The 17,384-nt window shown below is 65.6% G+C and carries 15 protein-coding genes and 1 riboswitch; of the genes, 6 read left to right on the top strand and 9 right to left on the bottom strand.

Translation table 11 applies throughout. From position 1 onward, the window contains the following. Positions 1-36: 36 nt before the first annotated feature. The 9 genes from H3H37_RS04355 to thiC all read right to left on the bottom strand — a co-directional run bounded on the left by H3H37_RS04355 (position 37) and on the right by thiC (position 9,526). Positions 37-2,346: a UvrD-helicase domain-containing protein gene (locus tag H3H37_RS04355; protein ID WP_182160424.1), complete on the bottom strand. Its 2,310-nt coding sequence runs from the start codon at positions 2,344-2,346 to the stop codon at positions 37-39. A 76-nt stretch (positions 2,347-2,422) separates the two neighbouring features. Then, on the bottom strand, positions 2,423-3,529 hold the full coding sequence (locus H3H37_RS04350; RefSeq protein ID WP_182160423.1) for an S-(hydroxymethyl)glutathione dehydrogenase/class III alcohol dehydrogenase: 1,107 nt from the start codon (positions 3,527-3,529) through the stop codon (positions 2,423-2,425). A gap of 80 nt (positions 3,530-3,609) precedes the next feature. After that, the gene (locus H3H37_RS04345; protein ID WP_182160422.1) at positions 3,610-4,083 is read right to left on the bottom strand and encodes a response regulator; all 474 of its coding nucleotides are present in this window, start codon (positions 4,081-4,083) and stop codon (positions 3,610-3,612) included. Between the two features lie 274 nt (positions 4,084-4,357). Then, positions 4,358-4,987, bottom strand: a complete 630-nt coding sequence (locus H3H37_RS04340; RefSeq protein WP_182160421.1) for an ANTAR domain-containing response regulator — start codon at positions 4,985-4,987, stop codon at positions 4,358-4,360. Between the two features lie 82 nt (positions 4,988-5,069). After that, positions 5,070-5,684: a thiamine phosphate synthase gene (gene thiE / locus H3H37_RS04335; RefSeq protein WP_182160670.1), complete on the bottom strand. Its 615-nt coding sequence runs from the start codon at positions 5,682-5,684 to the stop codon at positions 5,070-5,072. A 26-nt stretch (positions 5,685-5,710) separates the two neighbouring features. Continuing rightward, positions 5,711-6,583, bottom strand: coding sequence for a bifunctional hydroxymethylpyrimidine kinase/phosphomethylpyrimidine kinase (gene thiD / locus H3H37_RS04330; RefSeq protein WP_229218654.1), 873 nt, complete (start codon positions 6,581-6,583; stop codon positions 5,711-5,713). Beyond that, a complete protein-coding gene (locus H3H37_RS04325; protein ID WP_375539979.1) occupies positions 6,580-7,371 on the bottom strand; it encodes a thiazole synthase in 792 nt (263 codons plus the stop codon). Before H3H37_RS04325 ends, thiD begins: the two co-directional genes overlap by 4 nt. Positions 7,372-7,395: 24 nt before the next feature. Further along, positions 7,396-7,599 (bottom strand): sulfur carrier protein ThiS, encoded by a 204-nt coding sequence (gene thiS, locus H3H37_RS04320; protein WP_182160419.1) that lies wholly within the window; start codon positions 7,597-7,599, stop codon positions 7,396-7,398. A 7-nt stretch (positions 7,600-7,606) separates the two neighbouring features. Then, positions 7,607-9,526 (bottom strand): phosphomethylpyrimidine synthase ThiC, encoded by a 1,920-nt coding sequence (thiC, locus tag H3H37_RS04315; RefSeq protein WP_182160418.1) that lies wholly within the window; start codon positions 9,524-9,526, stop codon positions 7,607-7,609. Positions 9,527-9,598: 72 nt separating this feature from the next. Further along, positions 9,599-9,711, bottom strand: a riboswitch (TPP riboswitch). Positions 9,712-10,007: 296 nt separating this feature from the next. Here thiC and H3H37_RS04310 point away from each other — a divergent pair. From H3H37_RS04310 to H3H37_RS04285, 6 genes are all read left to right on the top strand, one after another. Continuing rightward, positions 10,008-10,892, top strand: coding sequence for an FxDxF family PEP-CTERM protein (locus H3H37_RS04310; protein WP_182160417.1), 885 nt, complete (start codon positions 10,008-10,010; stop codon positions 10,890-10,892). Positions 10,893-11,001: 109 nt separating this feature from the next. Then, complete coding sequence (locus tag H3H37_RS04305) at positions 11,002-11,859, top strand: AraC family transcriptional regulator (protein ID WP_182160416.1); 858 nt, start codon at positions 11,002-11,004, stop codon at positions 11,857-11,859. A gap of 18 nt (positions 11,860-11,877) precedes the next feature. After that, positions 11,878-12,177: a putative quinol monooxygenase gene (locus H3H37_RS04300; protein WP_182160415.1), complete on the top strand. Its 300-nt coding sequence runs from the start codon at positions 11,878-11,880 to the stop codon at positions 12,175-12,177. A 161-nt stretch (positions 12,178-12,338) separates the two neighbouring features. Beyond that, positions 12,339-13,565 (top strand): DUF4382 domain-containing protein, encoded by a 1,227-nt coding sequence (locus tag H3H37_RS04295; RefSeq protein ID WP_182160414.1) that lies wholly within the window; start codon positions 12,339-12,341, stop codon positions 13,563-13,565. A 381-nt stretch (positions 13,566-13,946) separates the two neighbouring features. Beyond that, positions 13,947-14,180, top strand: a complete 234-nt coding sequence (locus tag H3H37_RS04290; RefSeq protein ID WP_182160413.1) for a type II toxin-antitoxin system HicB family antitoxin — start codon at positions 13,947-13,949, stop codon at positions 14,178-14,180. Between the two features lie 194 nt (positions 14,181-14,374). After that, positions 14,375-17,191: a valine--tRNA ligase gene (locus H3H37_RS04285; RefSeq protein ID WP_182160412.1), complete on the top strand. Its 2,817-nt coding sequence runs from the start codon at positions 14,375-14,377 to the stop codon at positions 17,189-17,191. The last annotated feature ends 193 nt before the right edge of the window (positions 17,192-17,384 follow it).

Here is a 17,384-nt window from a genome sequence, read left to right as displayed (position 1 = left end):
TGTTGTGTAATGGCATGACCTGACCCCGGTTTTTTGTCAGCGGCCCAACCGCTCCAGCTTGGCCACGCTCAGGTCCAGTACCTTCATGCCGTGGCTGCCGAAATTGATCTGGGCGCGCGCGTTGCCGCCGCTGCCTTCAATGTTGACGATCACGCCTTCGCCGAATTTGCCGTGCGCGACCGATTCGCCAATGCGCCAGCCGGCGCCGGCCGATTTCTGCGCGATCTTCTGGGCGATGGCGTTGTCCGAGCCCACCAGCGGCACCACGTCGTCCCACGCCGACTTGCGGTTGTTGGACGCGAACCAGTGCGATTGCACCTTGGGCGACAGCCACTTGAGCGATTCTTCCGGCAGCTCGTCGAAGAAGCGCGATTTCATGTTGTAGCGGGTCTGGCCGTGCAGCATGCGGGTCTGCGCGAAGCTCATGTACAGCCGCTTGCGCGCGCGCGTGATGGCCACGTACATCAGCCGCCGCTCCTCCTCGATGCCGCCATCCTCGCGCGAACTGCTCTCGTGCGGGAACAAGCCCTCCTCCAGGCCCGTGATGAACACGTTGTCGAATTCCAGGCCCTTGGCCGAGTGCACCGTCATCATCTGCAGCGCGTCCTGGCCGGCCTGCGCCTGGTTGTCACCGGCCTCCAGCGAGGCGTGCGACAGGAAGGCCGACAGTGGCGACATCACGGTCGGCAGCGGCGCGTCGGCATCGTAGATCTCGACGCCGTCGGCGTTGACGATGGCGTCGCCCGCCTGGGCCTGCGCCTTCGGTCCCATGTGGGCCGGCGCGCCCTGGCCGTAGCCTTCCTCGGACACGAACTGAGTCGCCGCGCTCACCATCTGCTCCAGGTTCTCGATGCGGTCGGCGCCTTCCTTCTCGGTCTGGTAATGGGTCAGCAGACCGCTCATCTCCAGCGTCACGCGCACCAGTTCCGGCAGCGCCATCTGCTGCGTCTCGAACCGGGCGCCTTCGATCAGGCGCACGAAACCGCCGAGCGAAGTGCCGGCCTTGCCCGCCACGTAAGGCACGGCCGCGTACAGCGAGATGCCATGCTGCTCGGCCGCCGCCTGCAACTGCTCGATTGAGCGCAGGCCGATGCCGCGCGTGGGGAAGTTCACCACGCGCAGGAAGGCAGAGTCATTGTGCGGGTTATCCATCAGCTGCAGGTAGGCGATGGCGTGCTTGACCTCGGCGCGCTGGAAGTAGCGCAGGCCGCCGTACACGTGGTAGGGGATGCCGGCCGAGAACAGCGCATGCTCAATCACGCGCGACTGCGCGTTGGAGCGGTACAGTACGGCGATCTCGCTGCGCGACACGCCGTCCGCGATCAGGTTCTTCGACTCCTCGATGATCCACTGCGCTTCGGCCAGGTCGGAGCTGGCTTCGTACACGCGCACCGGCTCGCCGTGGCCGGCGTCCGTGCGCAGGTTCTTGCCGAGGCGCTTGCTGTTATTGGCGATCAGCATATTGGCCGCGTCGAGGATGTGGCCATGCGAGCGGTAGTTCTGTTCCAACTTGATCAGGTTCTGCACCTTGAACTCGCGCTCGAACGCGCTCATGTTGCCCACGTTGGCGCCGCGGAAGGCGTAGATGCTCTGGTCGTCGTCGCCCACGGCGAACAGCGCGCCGCCGCCCTGGCTGCCATGGCCGGCCATCAGCTTGAGCCAGTTGTACTGCAGGTTGTTCGTGTCCTGGAACTCGTCGACCAGAATGTGCTTGAAGCGCTGCTGGTAATGCTCGCGCAAGGGCTGGTTACGGCTCAGCAGCTCGTAGGTGCGCAGCAGCAGTTCGGCGAAATCGACCACGCCTTCGCGCTGGCACTGGTCGTCGTACAGCTGGTACAGCTCGACCTTCTTGCGCTCGTCCGGACCGTACGGGTCGATCTTGTTGGCGCGCAGGCCCTGCTCCTTGGCGCCGTTGATGAAGTACTGCACTTCCTTGGGCGGGAACTTCTCGTCATCCACGTTGTTCGCCTTCAGCAGCCGCTTGATGACGGACAGCTGGTCCTGCGAATCGAGGATCTGGAACGTCTGCGGCAGCGCGGCATCGCGATAGTGGGTGCGCAGCAGCCGGTTGCACAAGCCGTGGAAAGTCCCGATCCACATGCCGCGCGTATTGATCGGCAGCATGGCCGACAAGCGCGTCATCATTTCCTTGGCCGCCTTGTTGGTGAAGGTCACTGCCAGGATGCCGGCCGGCGACACCTGGCCGGTCTGGATCAGCCACGCGATGCGGGTGGTCAGCACGCGCGTCTTGCCGGAGCCGGCGCCGGCCAGGATCAGGGCGCTCTGGGGCGGCAGCGTGACGGCGGCCAGTTGTTCGGGATTGAGGTTGTGGAGGAGATTTTGCATCCCGTGATTATACCGGGCCGGCGCGCCAGTGCTGGGGTTTTATACAGTCCAGCACTGTGATGGCCGGCCCGCCGGGTCAGTACAACACCACGGAACGGATCGATTCGCCCGACTTCATCAAATCGAAGCCTTCGTTGATGCGCTCCAGCGGCAGCCGGTGCGTGATCAGGTCGTCGATATTGAGCTTGCCTTCCATGTACCAGTCGACGATCTTGGGCACGTCGGTGCGCCCGCGCGCGCCGCCGAACGCGGAGCCTTTCCACACCCGGCCCGTCACCAACTGGAATGGCCGGGTGGCGATTTCCTGACCGGCCGCCGCCACGCCGATGATGATGGACTGGCCCCAGCCCTTGTGGCAGCACTCCAGCGCCTGGCGCATGGTGGTGGTGTTGCCGATGCATTCGAAGCTGTAGTCGGCGCCGCCGTCGGTCAGCTGGACGATGGCGTCCACCACGTTCTCCACCTTGGACGGGTTGATGAAGTGGGTCATGCCGAATTTGCGCGCCATGTCCTCGCGGGCCGGGTTGATGTCGACCCCGATGATCTTGTCCGCGCCCACCATGCGCGCGGCCTGGATCACGTTCAGGCCGATGCCGCCCAGGCCGAACACCACCACGTTGGCGCCCGCCTCCACCTTGGCCGTGAACAGCACGGCACCCACGCCGGTGGTCACGCCGCAGCCGATGTAGCACACCTTGTCGAACGGCGCGTCGGAGCGGATCTTGGCCAGCGCGATCTCCGGCACCACGATGTAGTTGGAGAAGGTGGAGGTGCCCATGTAGTGGAAGATCGGTTTGCCGTCCAGGGAGAAGCGGCTGGTGGCGTCGGGCATCAGGCCGCGACCCTGGGTGGAGCGAATCGACTGGCACAGGTTGGTCTTGCGCGACAGGCAGAATTTGCACTGGCGGCATTCCGGCGTGTAGAGCGGGATCACGTGGTCGTCGCGCTGCAGGCTTTTCACGCCCGGCCCCACGTCCACCACCACGCCGGCGCCCTCATGACCCAGGATGGCGGGGAAGATGCCTTCCGGGTCGGCACCCGACAGCGTGTAGTAATCGGTGTGGCAGATGCCGGTGGCCTTGATCTCGACCAGCACCTCGCCCTCGCGCGGGCCGCCCAGCTCCACTTCCTCGATCGTCAGCGGCTGGCCCGCCTTCCATGCAACGGCTGCTTTGGTTTTCATGTGTTCGTCCTTGTTGGCGTCAGAGGTGATCCGGCACGGCCGGTGCACCATCATAGCAAATGGCCAACGTGAACGAAACGTCAGTACGCGGGCTGGGCCACCGTGGCGGCGGCGGGGGCCAACAACCGCGACATGGTCAGCCACAACTGGCGCGGCGACGTCCACGGCTTGGGCAGGAAGGCCATGGCCTGGTCGTAGCGGTTCGGCCGGCGCGCCGAATACAGCAGCACCGGCGTGGCCTGCTGCGCTTCACACAGCAGTTCCAGCAGGGCCGCGCCGTCGCCGTCGGGCAGGTCCGGGTCCAGCACGACCAGCGCGAAGCGCCCTGCCCGCACGGCCCGCATCGCCGCGTCCAGCGTGCCGGCGTGGGTGACCTGGGTTTCCGGTACCAGCAGCGTGGCCAGCACCAGCGCGCTTTCATGGTCGCCGTCCACATGCAGCACGCGCGACGCGGCGGCCTGCCCATGCAGTTCGTCATGGACAGCGCGCGCCTGGTCCAACTGCGGCGCGATGGCGCTGAACGGCACTGGCGCAACGGTTGGCTTGATCGTCATGGCATTTCTCCGGCAAAAAAGGGAATCGGACTGTCCCGCGCGCACGGCGGCCGCGCGGTAACGGCGCAGGGCTACGGTGGTGGCGGAATCGGTTCGGCGGAGCTGGGCCGGACTGGAATGGCGGCGCGGGGAACGGGCGGCCGCAAGGTGGGGCGAGGCAGCGGAGGCGGGTTACGGCCCTGCTGCCCATCATCGGCGTGGCCGATTGTTACGGCCACAGGGCTTCATCTTACAACAAAACACAGGGCCGGCAAGCGCCCGGCCGGCCCGGCGTTTACTTTTTGAGACGGTTGTTGAACGCCGCGTGCAGGCTGTTCAGGGTTTCCTCGGCCGACAGCAGCTGGTCGGCCACTTCGTTGACCTTGCGCCGGCTGGAGCGGGCGTGGTCGCGCAGCACTTCGAAGGCCGTGTTGCGGTCGGTCTGGAATTTGCACATCAGCAGGCCCACGGCCAGGCTGGTTTCGCGCCCGGCGGCCAGCGCCGCGTTCAGGTTCAGTTCCGTGCGGCGCAACTGGCGGATCTCGTCGGCACGCGCCAGGCCGGCCGCGAAGGCGGGCATCAGGTGCTTCTCGTCGACCGGCTTGACGAGGAAACCGACGGCGCCATAGGCGGCCGCCTGTTTGCCGGCGTCCGCGTCGCCGCGGCCGGACAGGAACATGAACGGCACCGAGGTCTGGGCGTGCAGGCGCTTGGCCAGTTCCAGGCCGTTCATGCCTGGCATGTGGATATCGAGCAGGGCCAGGTCAGGTTCGCGCTGGGCGATCAGTTGCAAGGCTTGCTCGGACGAGGAAGCCTGCTGCGTATCGTAACCGGCGTGGCGCAGCACCTCGCCCAGGTAATCGAGCAGCAGTTGGTCGTCGTCGACGATCAGGATCAGTCGCTTAGCGCTGGCGGAGACGTTCATGTGGCGGACCCGTGGACAAGTAAACGCCTGAATTATAAGGCGTAACGGACCACGGATTACCAGCCTCTTATCAATGCCGTTGTTAATTAGCCAAGAACAAAGCCCGGAAGCGGTGCACGGCGGCGGCCGGGTCGTCGGCCAGGTACACGCTGCTGATGGCCGCCACCATGTCGGTGCCGCGCGCCACCAGCGGCGCCGCGTTCTCCGGCGTCATGCCGCCGATGACGACACTGGGCACGGTGATCACGGCGCGCGCCTCGTCCAGGATGGACGGCGCCGTCGTGACTGCGTACTGCTTCACCCGCGACGGGTAGAAGCCGCCGAACGCCACGTAGCTGGCGCCAGCCGCCTGCGCCGCCAGCGCGCGCGGCAAGTCGCCGTAGCAGGAGGCGCCGACGATCTTGTCCGGCCCCACCGCGGCGCGCACTTCGGCCAGCGTGGCGTCGGTGCCGCCCACGTGGATGCCGTCCGCGTCGAGCGCGCGGCACAGGTCCACGTGATCGTTAATGATCAGCGGGACGCCGTGGCGGCGGCACAGCGCCAGCAAGGCCGCGCCCTGCTCCGTGCGCAGCGCCGGACTGGCATCCTTGTGGCGGTACTGCAGCAGCGCCACGCCGGCGCCCAGCGCCAGTTCCGTCACGGCCAGCAGCCGTTCCGTATCGTCCCAGTTGGGGGTGACCAGATAAAGTCCTTGCATCATGCTCTCTCAAAAGTAGGGGGTGGTCAGCGCAGCGGAATACGCTGGCCGTCGGCGATCGGGTAGGACGCCTCCAGCGCGTGGTGGCAGTACAACTGCGCCCGTTCCAGCGCCACGGCCATCGGCACCTGCTGCGCCAGCAGGCCGGCGATGGACGCGGCCAGCGTGCAGCCGCTGCCGTGGAAGCCGCCCGGCAAACGGGGCCAGCGCCATTGCTGCTCGCGCTCCGGGCCGTACCAGCGGTTGACCACCTGTTCGCCGTCGTCGTGGCCGCCCGTGATCAGCACATGCTGGCAGCCACGCGCGCGCAACACGCGCGCCTGCGCGGCCGGCGCGTCCTCGCCGCTCAGGGCCCGAGCTTCCGGGCCGTTGGGCGTAAGCACGGTCACCAGCGGCAGCAGCGGCGCCAGCGCCAGCACGGCGTCGTCGCGCGACAGCAGGTCGCCGTGGCCGCTGGCCAGCACCGGATCCAGCACCACGGGCAGGTCCGGCTGGCGTGCGCGCAGGCGCGTGATCAGGCCGGCGAGCGCCTGTGCGTTGGCGGCGCTGCCCGTGATGCCGATCTTGACGGCGGCGATGGCGATCTTGGCCGCCAGCACCTCGGCCTGGCGCAGCACCATGGCGCTGTCGACCGGCTGCACGTGGTAGACGCGGTCGTTGTCCTGCGCCGTCAGCGCCGTGACCACCGTCAGCGCGTGCGCGCCCTGGCCGGCAACGGCCTGCAGGTCGGCCGCGATGCCGGCGCCGCCGGACGGGTCGACACCGGCCAGCACCAGCACGCAGGCCCGTTCATCGGGACGGCGTGCGGGCGGCGCCGCCGGCGAACCCGCGCCGGCTGGCCCGTGCACGCCGGTGGCGCCGGCCAGCCCGTCCATGGCGGTGGCGCCGCCGCCCGTCATGCCAGCCGGCCGGCCATCGGCGACGATGGCGAGGCGGCGAAGCGCTTCGGAATCCGGCCCGCCAGGTAGGCTTCGCGGCCGGCCTGCACGCCAAGACGCATGGCGCGCGCCATGCGCACCGGGTCCTGGGCGCCGGCGATGGCGGTGTTCATCAGCACACCGTCGCAACCGAGTTCCATCGCGATGGCGGCGTCCGAGGCCGTGCCCACGCCGGCGTCCACCAGCACCGGCACCGTGGCCTGCTCGATGATCAGCGACAGGTTCCACGGGTTGAGGATGCCCATGCCCGAACCGATCAGCGAGGCCAGCGGCATCACGGCCACGCAGCCTATGCTGGCCAGCAGCTTGGCCTGGATCGGATCGTCGCTGCAGTAGACCATCACGTCGAAGCCATCGCGCACCAGCGCTTCGGCCGCGACCAGGGTTTCCGGCATGTGCGGGAACAGGGTCTTCTCGTCGCCCAGCACTTCCAGCTTGACCAGCTTGTGGCCGCCCAGCAGTTCACGCGCCATCTGCAGCGTGTAGACGGCGTCCTTGGCCGTGTAGCAGCCAGCCGTGTTGGGCAGGATGGTGTACTGCGACGGCGGCAGCACGTCCAGCAGGCTGGGCGCCTTCGGGTCCTGGCCGATGTTGACGCGGCGGATGGCCACCGTGATGATCTCGGCGCCGGCCGCGTCGGTCGCTTCCTTGGTTTGCGCCAGGTCCTTGTATTTGCCGCTGCCCACCAGCAGGCGCGAATTGTAGGTCTTGCCCGCGATGGTCAGCAGGTCTTGGTTCTGCTCTTGCATTTTCATAGTCCTTTTCGTCCGTGGTTAGCCGCCGCCGATGGCGCGCACGATGTCCACCTTGTCCTGCGCCTGCAACTGGCGCTCGCGCCATTGCTGGCGCGGCACCACCGTGCGGTTGATGGCCAGCGCCAGCGCCTGGCCGGTCAGCGACAGTGCGTCGACCAGGTCGTTCGCCGTGTGGCCGGCCGGCACGCTGTGCGGCGCGCCGTTCAGTTCTATCGCGATCATGGCCGCCTCACAGCTTGCGATACAGCTCGGCGCCGTTCTTGACGAACTCGATGGCCTTGGTCTGCATGCCCTGCTCCAGCGCCGCCTTGTCGTCGATGCCGCCGTTGGCCGCCGCGAATTCGCGCACTTCCTGCGTGATCTTCATCGAGCAGAAGTGCGGGCCGCACATCGAGCAGAAGTGCGCCACCTTGGCCGAATCCTTGGGCAGGGTCTCGTCGTGGAATTCGCGCGCCTTGTCCGGGTCCAGGCCCAGGTTGAACTGGTCGTCCCAGCGGAATTCGAAACGGGCCTTGGACAGCGCGTTGTCGCGGATCTGCGCGCCGGGATGGCCCTTGGCCAGGTCGGCCGCGTGGGCTGCGATCTTATAGGTGATGATGCCGTCCTTGACGTCGTTCTTGTCGGGCAGGCCCAGGTGCTCCTTGGGCGTGACGTAGCACAGCATGGCCGTGCCGTACCAGCCGATCTGCGCTGCGCCGATGCCGGAGGTGATGTGGTCGTAGCCGGGCGCGATGTCGGTGGTCAATGGGCCCAGCGTGTAGAACGGCGCCTCGTGGCACTGCTCCAGTTGCAGGTCCATGTTCTCCTTGATCAGTTGCATGGGCACGTGGCCGGGGCCTTCGATCATCACCTGCACGTCGTGCTTCCAGGCGATCTGGGTCAGCTCGCCCAGCGTCTTCAGTTCGCCCAGTTGCGCTTCATCGTTGGCGTCGTAGATCGAGCCGGGACGCAGGCCGTCGCCCAGCGAGAACGACACGTCGTAGGCCTTCATGATTTCGCAGATCTCTTCGAAGTGCGTGTACAGGAACGATTCCTTGTGGTGGGCCAGGCACCACTTGGCCATGATGGAGCCGCCGCGCGAGACGATGCCGGTCAGGCGCTTGGCCGTCATCGGCACGTAGCGCAGCAGCACGCCGGCGTGGATGGTGAAGTAGTCGACGCCCTGCTCGGCCTGTTCGATCAGCGTGTCGCGGAAGATCTCCCACGTCAGGTCCTCGGCCTTGCCGTTGACCTTTTCCAGCGCCTGGTAGATCGGCACGGTGCCGATGGGGACCGGGCTGTTGCGGATGATCCATTCGCGCGTCTCGTGGATATGCTTGCCGGTCGACAGGTCCATCACGTTGTCGCCGCCCCAGCGGATGGCCCACGTCATCTTCTCCACTTCCTCGCCGATGGACGAGGTAACGGCCGAGTTGCCGATGTTGGCGTTGATCTTGACGAGGAAATTGCGGCCGATGATCATCGGCTCGATTTCCGGGTGGTTGATGTTGGCCGGGATGATGGCGCGGCCGCGGGCGATCTCGTCGCGCACGAATTCGGGCGTGATCTCGGCCGGGATGGCGGCGCCGTAAGCCTGGCCCGGATGCTGGCGGCCCATCAGGTCGGCCAGGCGCTGGCCCATGGGGCCGGAGGTCTTCAGGTTTTCGAGGTATTCCTTGCGGCGCAGGTTTTCGCGGATGGCGACGAATTCCATCTCGGGCGTGATGATGCCCTGGCGCGCGTAGTGCATCTGCGTCACATTCTTGCCGGCCTTGGCGCGGCGCGGCTGGCGATGCAGGTTGAAGCGCAGCTCGGCCAGGGCAGGATCGGCCAGGCGCGCCTTGCCGTAGTCGGACGTGGGGCCGTCCAGCTCCTCGGTGTCGTCGCGCTCCAAAATCCAAGGCAGGCGCGGGGTGGAGGCGAGGCCGGAGCGGATGTCGATCTTGGCGTCCGAGTCGGTGTACGGACCCGAGGTGTCGTACACATACACGGGCGGGTTGGCTTCAAAGCCGAACGAGGCGGGCGTGTCGGCCTGGGTGATCTCGCGCATCGGTACGCGGATGTCGGGGCGGCTGCCCTGCACGTAGACCTTGCGCGAATTAGGCAGCGGTGCGATGGCGGCCTGGTCGACCGTGGCGGTGGCGGAGAGGAATTTCGGATTGGCGTTCAATTTGGCTCCTTGGTTGGCTACAGGAGCCAGCAAAGGAGGTGGGGATGGCGCTGATGATGGCCTGACGGCGGCCGGCGATATCCTGAGCTTCCCTTCGCTGGCATTATCCAGATCAGGTTCGGAGGGTATTTCTCACCCGCGCGGCGCTCAATTGATGGCGCTTTGCAGGACCCCTAGCGTGTGCCGCTCCACCGTGAGGCGGGGCAGCGGATCGCATTATACATCGGTGTGCCGCCCGTGCGGCGTACCGGAACGCGAGCGCAAATCCAACATCGCCCATAGCCCCTATGCGCGGTACCCCGCTTGACAACGAACGCCGCGCGCCTACCGTGTCGCGCCTGCAACAGCGGCATCATTTTCCGGACTTGCCTTATTTTTAAGCATGAAAAACTGCTACAATTTCCAGCAATTGCAAAAAGACAATTATTTTTTGATATTAGTCCGGCCACAGCACCCTCCCCTTACTTTTCAGGATGCCACCATGAAACCAACTTCCCCCGTCCTTTCCACCCTGTTGTTGGGCGCCGCGCTCGGCTGCGCGCTGCCAGCCCACGCCACGGTCTATGCCAGCTATTCCGGTTCCCAGCTTGGCGTGACGCAGCGTACCGACGCGCTGGTCCAGACCAACTACTTCGGCACGGGCGTGCAGGCACGCGGCCTGGCGCTGGGCGCGAACAACGACCTGTACATCGCGGCCGGCAACCACCTGATCAACTACAGCACCAGCGGCACCCTGATCCACGACATGGCCTTCCCCATCTCTTCCATCAATTACACCGACGTGGATGTGGGCGGCGGCCATGTGGTGGCCTCCTACAATGGATCGCAGCAAGGCTTCACGGTGCGCGACTACGCGCTGAACCAGTCGAACGCCGTCAGCACCGGCTTTGACATCAGCGGCATCGCCGCCGGCGACAACAACCACGTCTACCTGGCCTCGGGCAATCACCTGTACGATTACCTGACCAACGGCACCCAGGTCACCAACATGACCTTCCCCGACCTGGGCATCAATTACACCGACGTCGCCTATGGCAACAATCTGCTGGTGGCGTCCTATGCCGGTTCCCAGCATGGCGTCACGCTGCGCAACCTGGCGCTGAACCAGACCAGCTATTTCGGCGTCGGTTTCGACATCGACCGGCTCACGCTGGGCACCAACAACGACGTCTTCCTGACCTCGGGCAACAACATCTACGACTACTCGCTCACGGGCACGCTGCTCAACCACATGACCTTCCCCGACAGCGACATCCGCTACACCGGCATCGACGCGATGGCGCCTGTGCCTGAACCCGACACGGTCGCCATGCTGCTGGCCGGCCTGGGCCTGGTGGGCTGGATCGCGCGCCGCCGCAAGGCCTGAGCAAGGCCAACCACTGCCGGCGGGCGACAGCGGGGACTGACCTACCCGCGCGCGCTTCCCGCCGGCGCGACCGCATGGCATGATGGCCAGCCCACCGTCACCATCCGCCATGCGCCGCTTTCACCTGCTCCCCATCCCGCCATTGCAGCCGTATATCGACCGGCTATGGGGCTGGGAGAGCGCCCCCGGCGAAACCATCGCGCTGCCCACGCTGTTGCCGGGCGCGGGGGCGGAACTGTATTTCCACTACCGGCGGCCATTCCGCCACGCCGGTGCTGCCGGTGATGATGGCGCGGCGCTGTGTTCCGCGCCGCACGCCCCGGCCCATTTGCTGAGCCTGCGCACCGTACCGCTGGCGCTGGCGACGATGGCCGAGGTCGGCTTCATCGCCGTGCGCTTCCGCAGCGGCATGCTGGCCTGCTTCACGCCCGTGCCCGCCGCCGAGCTGCACGACAGGCCGCGCGACGTGGCCGATGTGTGGGGTGCGCCGGGCCGGCAGTGCGCCGCCGGCGTGGCCCGGGCCGACACGCATGCCGAGCGGCTCACCCTGATCCAGCAATTCCTGCTGCGCCAGTTGCGCCCCGAGCGCGCCGACCCGCTGGTCGAAGCGGCCGTCGATATCCTGTACCGCAGCCACGGTGGCGTGCGCATCGAACCGTTGGCGGACCGGCTCCACCTGGGGCGGCGCCAGCTCGAACGGCGTGTGCTGGCCTGGACCGGCCAGACCCCGGCCGCGTTGCGCCGCCTGTGCCGGTTCCACCACACGGTACGAGCGCTGCTGCTGGCGCCCGGCGCCCCCGGTCTCGATACGGCGCTGCGCCACGGCTATTTCGACCAGGCCCATTTCATCCACGACTTCCGGGCGCTGGCGCACACCACGCCCCAGCGCTTTCTGCGCCAGGCCAGTGGCACGACGCATTTTTACAATCCCCCGCGCGCCGGGGACGGCACCATACAAGCTCCCTGAACCTCCACGGAGCTCACTATGTTGTTAATTGCCAACTTGCATTCCCATCCACATACGGCCGACGAAGTGGCCGCCACGCTGTGCGCGCTGGCCGTCACCAGCCGCGCCGAACCGGGCTGCCTGTCCTACACGGTGCACCGGCGCCGGGACCAGCCCGATGTGTTCGTCGTGTGCGAGCTGTACCGCGACCAGGCCGCCTGCGACGCGCACCTGGCCTCGCCACCGCTGCGTCAGGCGCTGGCCCGCTTCGAGACGCTGCTGAGCGCCCCGCCAGCCATCCAGATGTGCGACACTATTTCCATGCCGAGTCCGCTTTAAAGTGCCGGCGGGCCTGGCTGCCGGGTCAACTCAAAAGTAAGAGTTGTAACAAAACCTCACTATGTGCGGAAACTAACATTCTTGTTTCCACAAGGAACGCATAATGTCTGTGCAGCGAACTCGTCACTGCCGTCGAACGTCAACAGAATAAGAGGCCCATCATGAAACAGCCAGGCTATCGCCCCCTTCGCACCGCCAGCGTGGCCCTTGCCGCGCTCACCGCTCTCACCCTTGCCGCATGCGGCGGCGGTGGCGGCGGCTCCACAGCGCCGACCACCACCCTGGGCACGCTCACCGTGTCGCTGACCGATGCGCCCTCTTGTGGCTTTGACGCCGTCAACGTTACCGTCAACAAGGTGCGCGTGAACCAGAGCGCAACGGCCAGCGACACCGATGCCGGCTGGACCGACATCACGCTCAACCCGGCCCGCAAGATCAACCTGCTCAACCTGACCAACGGCGCGCTCGACGCACTGGGCCAGACGCCGCTGAGCGCCGGCCATTACACCCAGTTGCGCCTGGTGCTGGACCCGAACACGGGTAACGGCCTGGCCAACTCCGTGGTCCCCACCGGCAGCACGACCGAGGTCTCGCTCGACACGCCGAGCGCGGTCCAGAGCGGCATCAAGCTGGTCAATGAATTCGACGTCGCCGCCGGCCAGAAAGTGGACCTGGTGCTCGACTTCGACGCCTGCAAATCGGTGGTCACCAAGGGCAACGGCAAGTACGCGCTGAAGCCCGTGGTCAAGGTGATCCCGACCGCGCTGAACGGCATTGGCGGCTTTGTCGCGCCGGCCCTGCTGACCAGCCACGTGATGGTATCGGCCCAGCAGAACGGCGCCATCGTCAGCGCCACCACGCCCAACGCCACCACCGGCGAATTCTCGCTGACCCGCCTGCCGCTCGGTAACTACGACGTGGTGGTGACGGCCGACGCCCACGCCGCCGCCATCGTCGGCGCGGTGCCGGTGACCAGCACCAGCGTCATCGTCCCGGTCAGCACCTCGGCCGCGCCGATCACGCTGCCCGATTCCACCACCGGCAGCATCAGCGGCACGGTCCTGCTGGCCCCGGTCAGCACCACGGCCACCGCCTATGTGGACGCCAAGCAGAGCATCGCCTCCGGCCCCACCGTCACCATCAAATACATGGGTGCCGACCTGACCACGGGCGGCTACACGCTGGCCGGCCTGCCGACCAAAGCACCCCAGTACGCGGCCTACAGCGCCACCTTGCCGCTGACGTTCGCCAGCGCCACCACGGTGCAACCGGGCGTGGGCAAGTACATGCTGGAAGCATCGGCCGCCGGCTACACCACCAAGTCGCTGGCCTCGGTTGACATTTCGACCGCCGACCAGACCGGCGTGAACTTCAACCTGGTGCCGTAAGCAACTGCCAGCTTGACCCGGAGGGGGCGCTGCGGCGCCCCCTCTTTTTTTTCACCGCACTGTGCATACGCAATACGGGCCGCCATCAAAGTCGATTTAATGTCACGTGTTCCCTTGATTTCACACTGCTCTGGGCATACGCTCGTATCGACGCGATGAATACTGCGGCCAAACTTTTTGCTGCGATGTGCACCCATCCACTGGATTGGCAGTTGCGCGACCTGCAAACCGTTGCGAGGCGAAGCGGGATCGCATGGCATCAGGAGGGTAGCCACTGTGTATTCGTGGATCCCAATGGCCAGATACTGTCGGTGCCGGCCCACCGGCCCATCAAGGCCGTGTATGTCAAACGATTTGTCACACTCGTGCGGGAGCAAAAACATGGCACACTTGAATGATTACCCTTTTGAGATCACACCACTGACCGCAGCTGACGGCGGCGGCTTTCTGATTACCTATACCGATTTCGAAGGTTGCATATCGGACGGCGAAACCGCCGAGCAGGCGCTGGCGAACGGTCGCGAGGCGCTGGCCGCAACCATCGCCACCCTGAAGAAACACCACTTACCGATCCCGGCACCACATAGCGGCACCGCGCGCCGCCGCGCAAGCTGACCTGGCCCGCCCGTCGAGCAGCTCCCCCGCCCCAGCGCCGGCATCACGTCGCCTCGATTGCAACAGATTTCGCCTGAACGAGCCGATATCTGTCTTCTTTTTCCCGGAATTTACCCCTGCCGGCGCCAAGGTCATGCGTTCGGCCGGCGACGTCCTTTATAATGGCTGCTTTCGCAAATTTAACTCACCAAATCATGGAATTAGCCAAGTCTTTCGAGCCCGCCGACATTGAACAATTCTGGCGCAACGAGTGGGAACAGCGCGGTTACTACGCCGCCACGCTCACCGCCGGCAAGCCGTCGTTCAGCATCCAGCTGCCGCCGCCGAACGTGACCGGCACCTTGCACATGGGCCATGCGTTCAACCAGACCATCATGGATGGCTTGACCCGCTACCACCGCATGCTGGGCCACAACACGGCCTGGATTCCCGGCACCGACCACGCCGGCATCGCCACCCAGATCGTGGTGGAACGCCAGCTGGACGCGCAGAAAGTGTCGCGTCATGACCTGGGCCGCGAGAAATTCATCGAAAAAGTGTGGGAGTGGAAAGAGAAATCCGGCAACACCATCACCGGCCAGATGCGCCGCATGGGCACCTCGCCGGACTGGAAACGCGAATACTTCACCATGGACGAGACCCGCTCCAAGGTCGTCACCGAAGTGTTCGTGCGCCTGCACGAGCAGGGCCTGATCTACCGCGGCAAGCGCCTGGTGAACTGGGACCCAGTGCTGGGCACGGCCGTGTCCGACCTGGAAGTGGTGTCGGAGGAAGAAGATGGCTCGATGTGGTACATCAAGTACCCGCTGGCCGACGGCAGCGGCGCGCTGACCGTGGCCACCACCCGTCCGGAAACCATGCTGGGCGACGTGGCCGTGGCCGTGGACCCGACCGACGAGCGCTACACGGCGCTGGTAGGCAAGATGCTCAAGCTGCCCCTGTGCGACCGCGAGATCCCCATCATCGCCGACAGCTACGTGGACAAGGAATTCGGCACCGGCTGCGTGAAGATCACGCCCGCGCACGACTTCAACGACTACGCCGTGGGCCAGCGCCACAACCTCGGCATGCCATCGATCCTGACGCTGGACGCCAAGATCAACGACAACGCGCCGGCCGCCTACCGTGGCCTGGACCGCTTCGCCGCCCGCAAGCAGATCGTGGCCGACCTGGAAGCGCAAGGCTTGCTGGAACAAGTCAAGCCGCACAAGCTGATGGTGCCGCGCGGCGACCGCACCGGCGTCGTGATCGAGCCGATGCTGACCGACCAGTGGTTCGTGGCCATGAGCAAGCCGGCCCCGGAAGGCACCTTCTTCCCCGGCAAATCGATCGCCGAAACGGCGCTCGACAAGGTGGCCAGTGGCGAGATCCAGTTCGTGCCTGAAAACTGGAGCAACACCTACAACCAGTGGCTCAACAACATCCAGGACTGGTGCATCTCGCGCCAGCTGTGGTGGGGCCACCAGATCCCGGCCTGGTACGACGAGGCCGGCAACATCTTCGTCGCCAAGTCGGAAGCGGAAGCGCAAGCCCAGGCCGCCAAGGCCGGCAGCACCGGCCCGCTGCGCCGCGACAACGACGTGCTCGACACGTGGTTCTCGTCGGCGCTGGTGCCGTTCTCCACGCTGGGCTGGCCTGAGCAGACCCCGGACCTGGAAGCGTTCCTGCCTTCGTCCGTGCTGGTGACGGGCTTTGACATCATCTTCTTCTGGGTCGCCCGCATGGTGATGATGACGGCCCACTTCACCGGCAAGGTGCCGTTCAAGACCGTCTACGTGCACGGCCTGGTGCGCGACTCGCAGGGCCAGAAGATGTCCAAGTCCAAGGGCAACACGCTGGACCCGATCGACCTGATCGACGGCATCGGCGTGGAGGCGCTGGTGGAAAAACGCACGACCGGCCTGATGAACCCGAAAGCGGCCGAGAAGATCGCCAAGGCCACGCGCAAGGAATTCCCGGAAGGCATCGCCGCCTACGGCAGCGACGCCGTGCGCTTCACCATGGCGTCGTACGCCTCGCTGGGCCGCAACATCAACTTCGACCTGGGCCGCTGCGAAGGCTACCGCAACTTCTGCAACAAGATGTGGAACGCCACCCGCTTCGTGATGATGAACACGGAAGGCAAGGATTGCAGCGAGAACGAAGCCGACCTGTCGATGGCCGACAAGTGGATCATCTCGCTGCTGCAAAAGGCCGAGCTCGACATCGCCAAGGGCTTCGAGGACTACCGCTTCGACAACATCGCCTCCACCATCTACAAGTTCGTGTGGGACGAGTACTGCGACTGGTACCTGGAAGTGGCCAAGGTGCAAGTGCAGCACGGCACGGAAGGCCAGCAGCGCGCCACCCGCCACACGCTGCTGCGCGTGCTGGAAGTGGTACTGCGCCTGGCCCACCCCATCATCCCCTTCGTCACGGAAGCACTGTGGCAGGCGGTGGCCCCGCTGGCCGGCAAGGTCAAGGCCGACGCCGCGCCGAACAGCGAATCCATCATGCTGCAACCGTACCCGCTGGCCAACACGGCCAAAATCGACGAGTCGGCCGAGGCATGGATGCAGCAACTGAAGGCGCTGACTGACGCCACCCGCAACCTGCGCGGCGAAATGCAACTGGCGCCGTCGCTGCGCGTGCCGCTGATCGTGGAGCCGGGCAACGCCGCCGACAAGGCCGCGCTGCAAGTGTTCGCGCCCTACATCCAGTCGCTGGGCAAACTGGCCGAAGTGCAGATCGTGGACGCGCTGCCGGAATCGCCGGCCGCCGTGTCCATTGTCGGCACCACCAAGCTGATGCTGAAAGTGGAGATCGACGTCAAGGCCGAGCGTGAGCGCCTGAGCAAGGAAATCACGCGTTTGGAAGGCGAGATCGCCAAGGCCAGCGGCAAGCTGTCGAACGAAAGCTTCGTGGCGCGCGCGCCAGCCGAAGTGGTGGCGCAGGAAAAAGAACGGGTCGCCAACTTCTCGGCCACGCTGGCCAAGATGCGCGAGCAGTTCGCCAAGCTGCCAGCGGCCTAAGCATCACAGCAACTCCGCCGGGGTCAGGTCATGAATTCAAGCAAGTTGCTTGAATTCATGACCTGACCCCGGTTTTTCTTTGGGCCAACAGGTGGTCGTTGCGGATTAGAATCAAAATAGCACGAGTGGTCAATTTTTTTGCAACATACGCTAAAATTGGACCTACAGTTTGCTAAACTGCCAAATACACAAC

Source organism: Rugamonas brunnea (assembly GCF_014042345.1).
Classification (GTDB): domain Bacteria; phylum Pseudomonadota; class Gammaproteobacteria; order Burkholderiales; family Burkholderiaceae_D; genus Rugamonas; species Rugamonas brunnea.
Note: the sequence above shows the minus strand (reverse complement) of the source record. Positions and strands in the feature narration are given on the sequence as shown.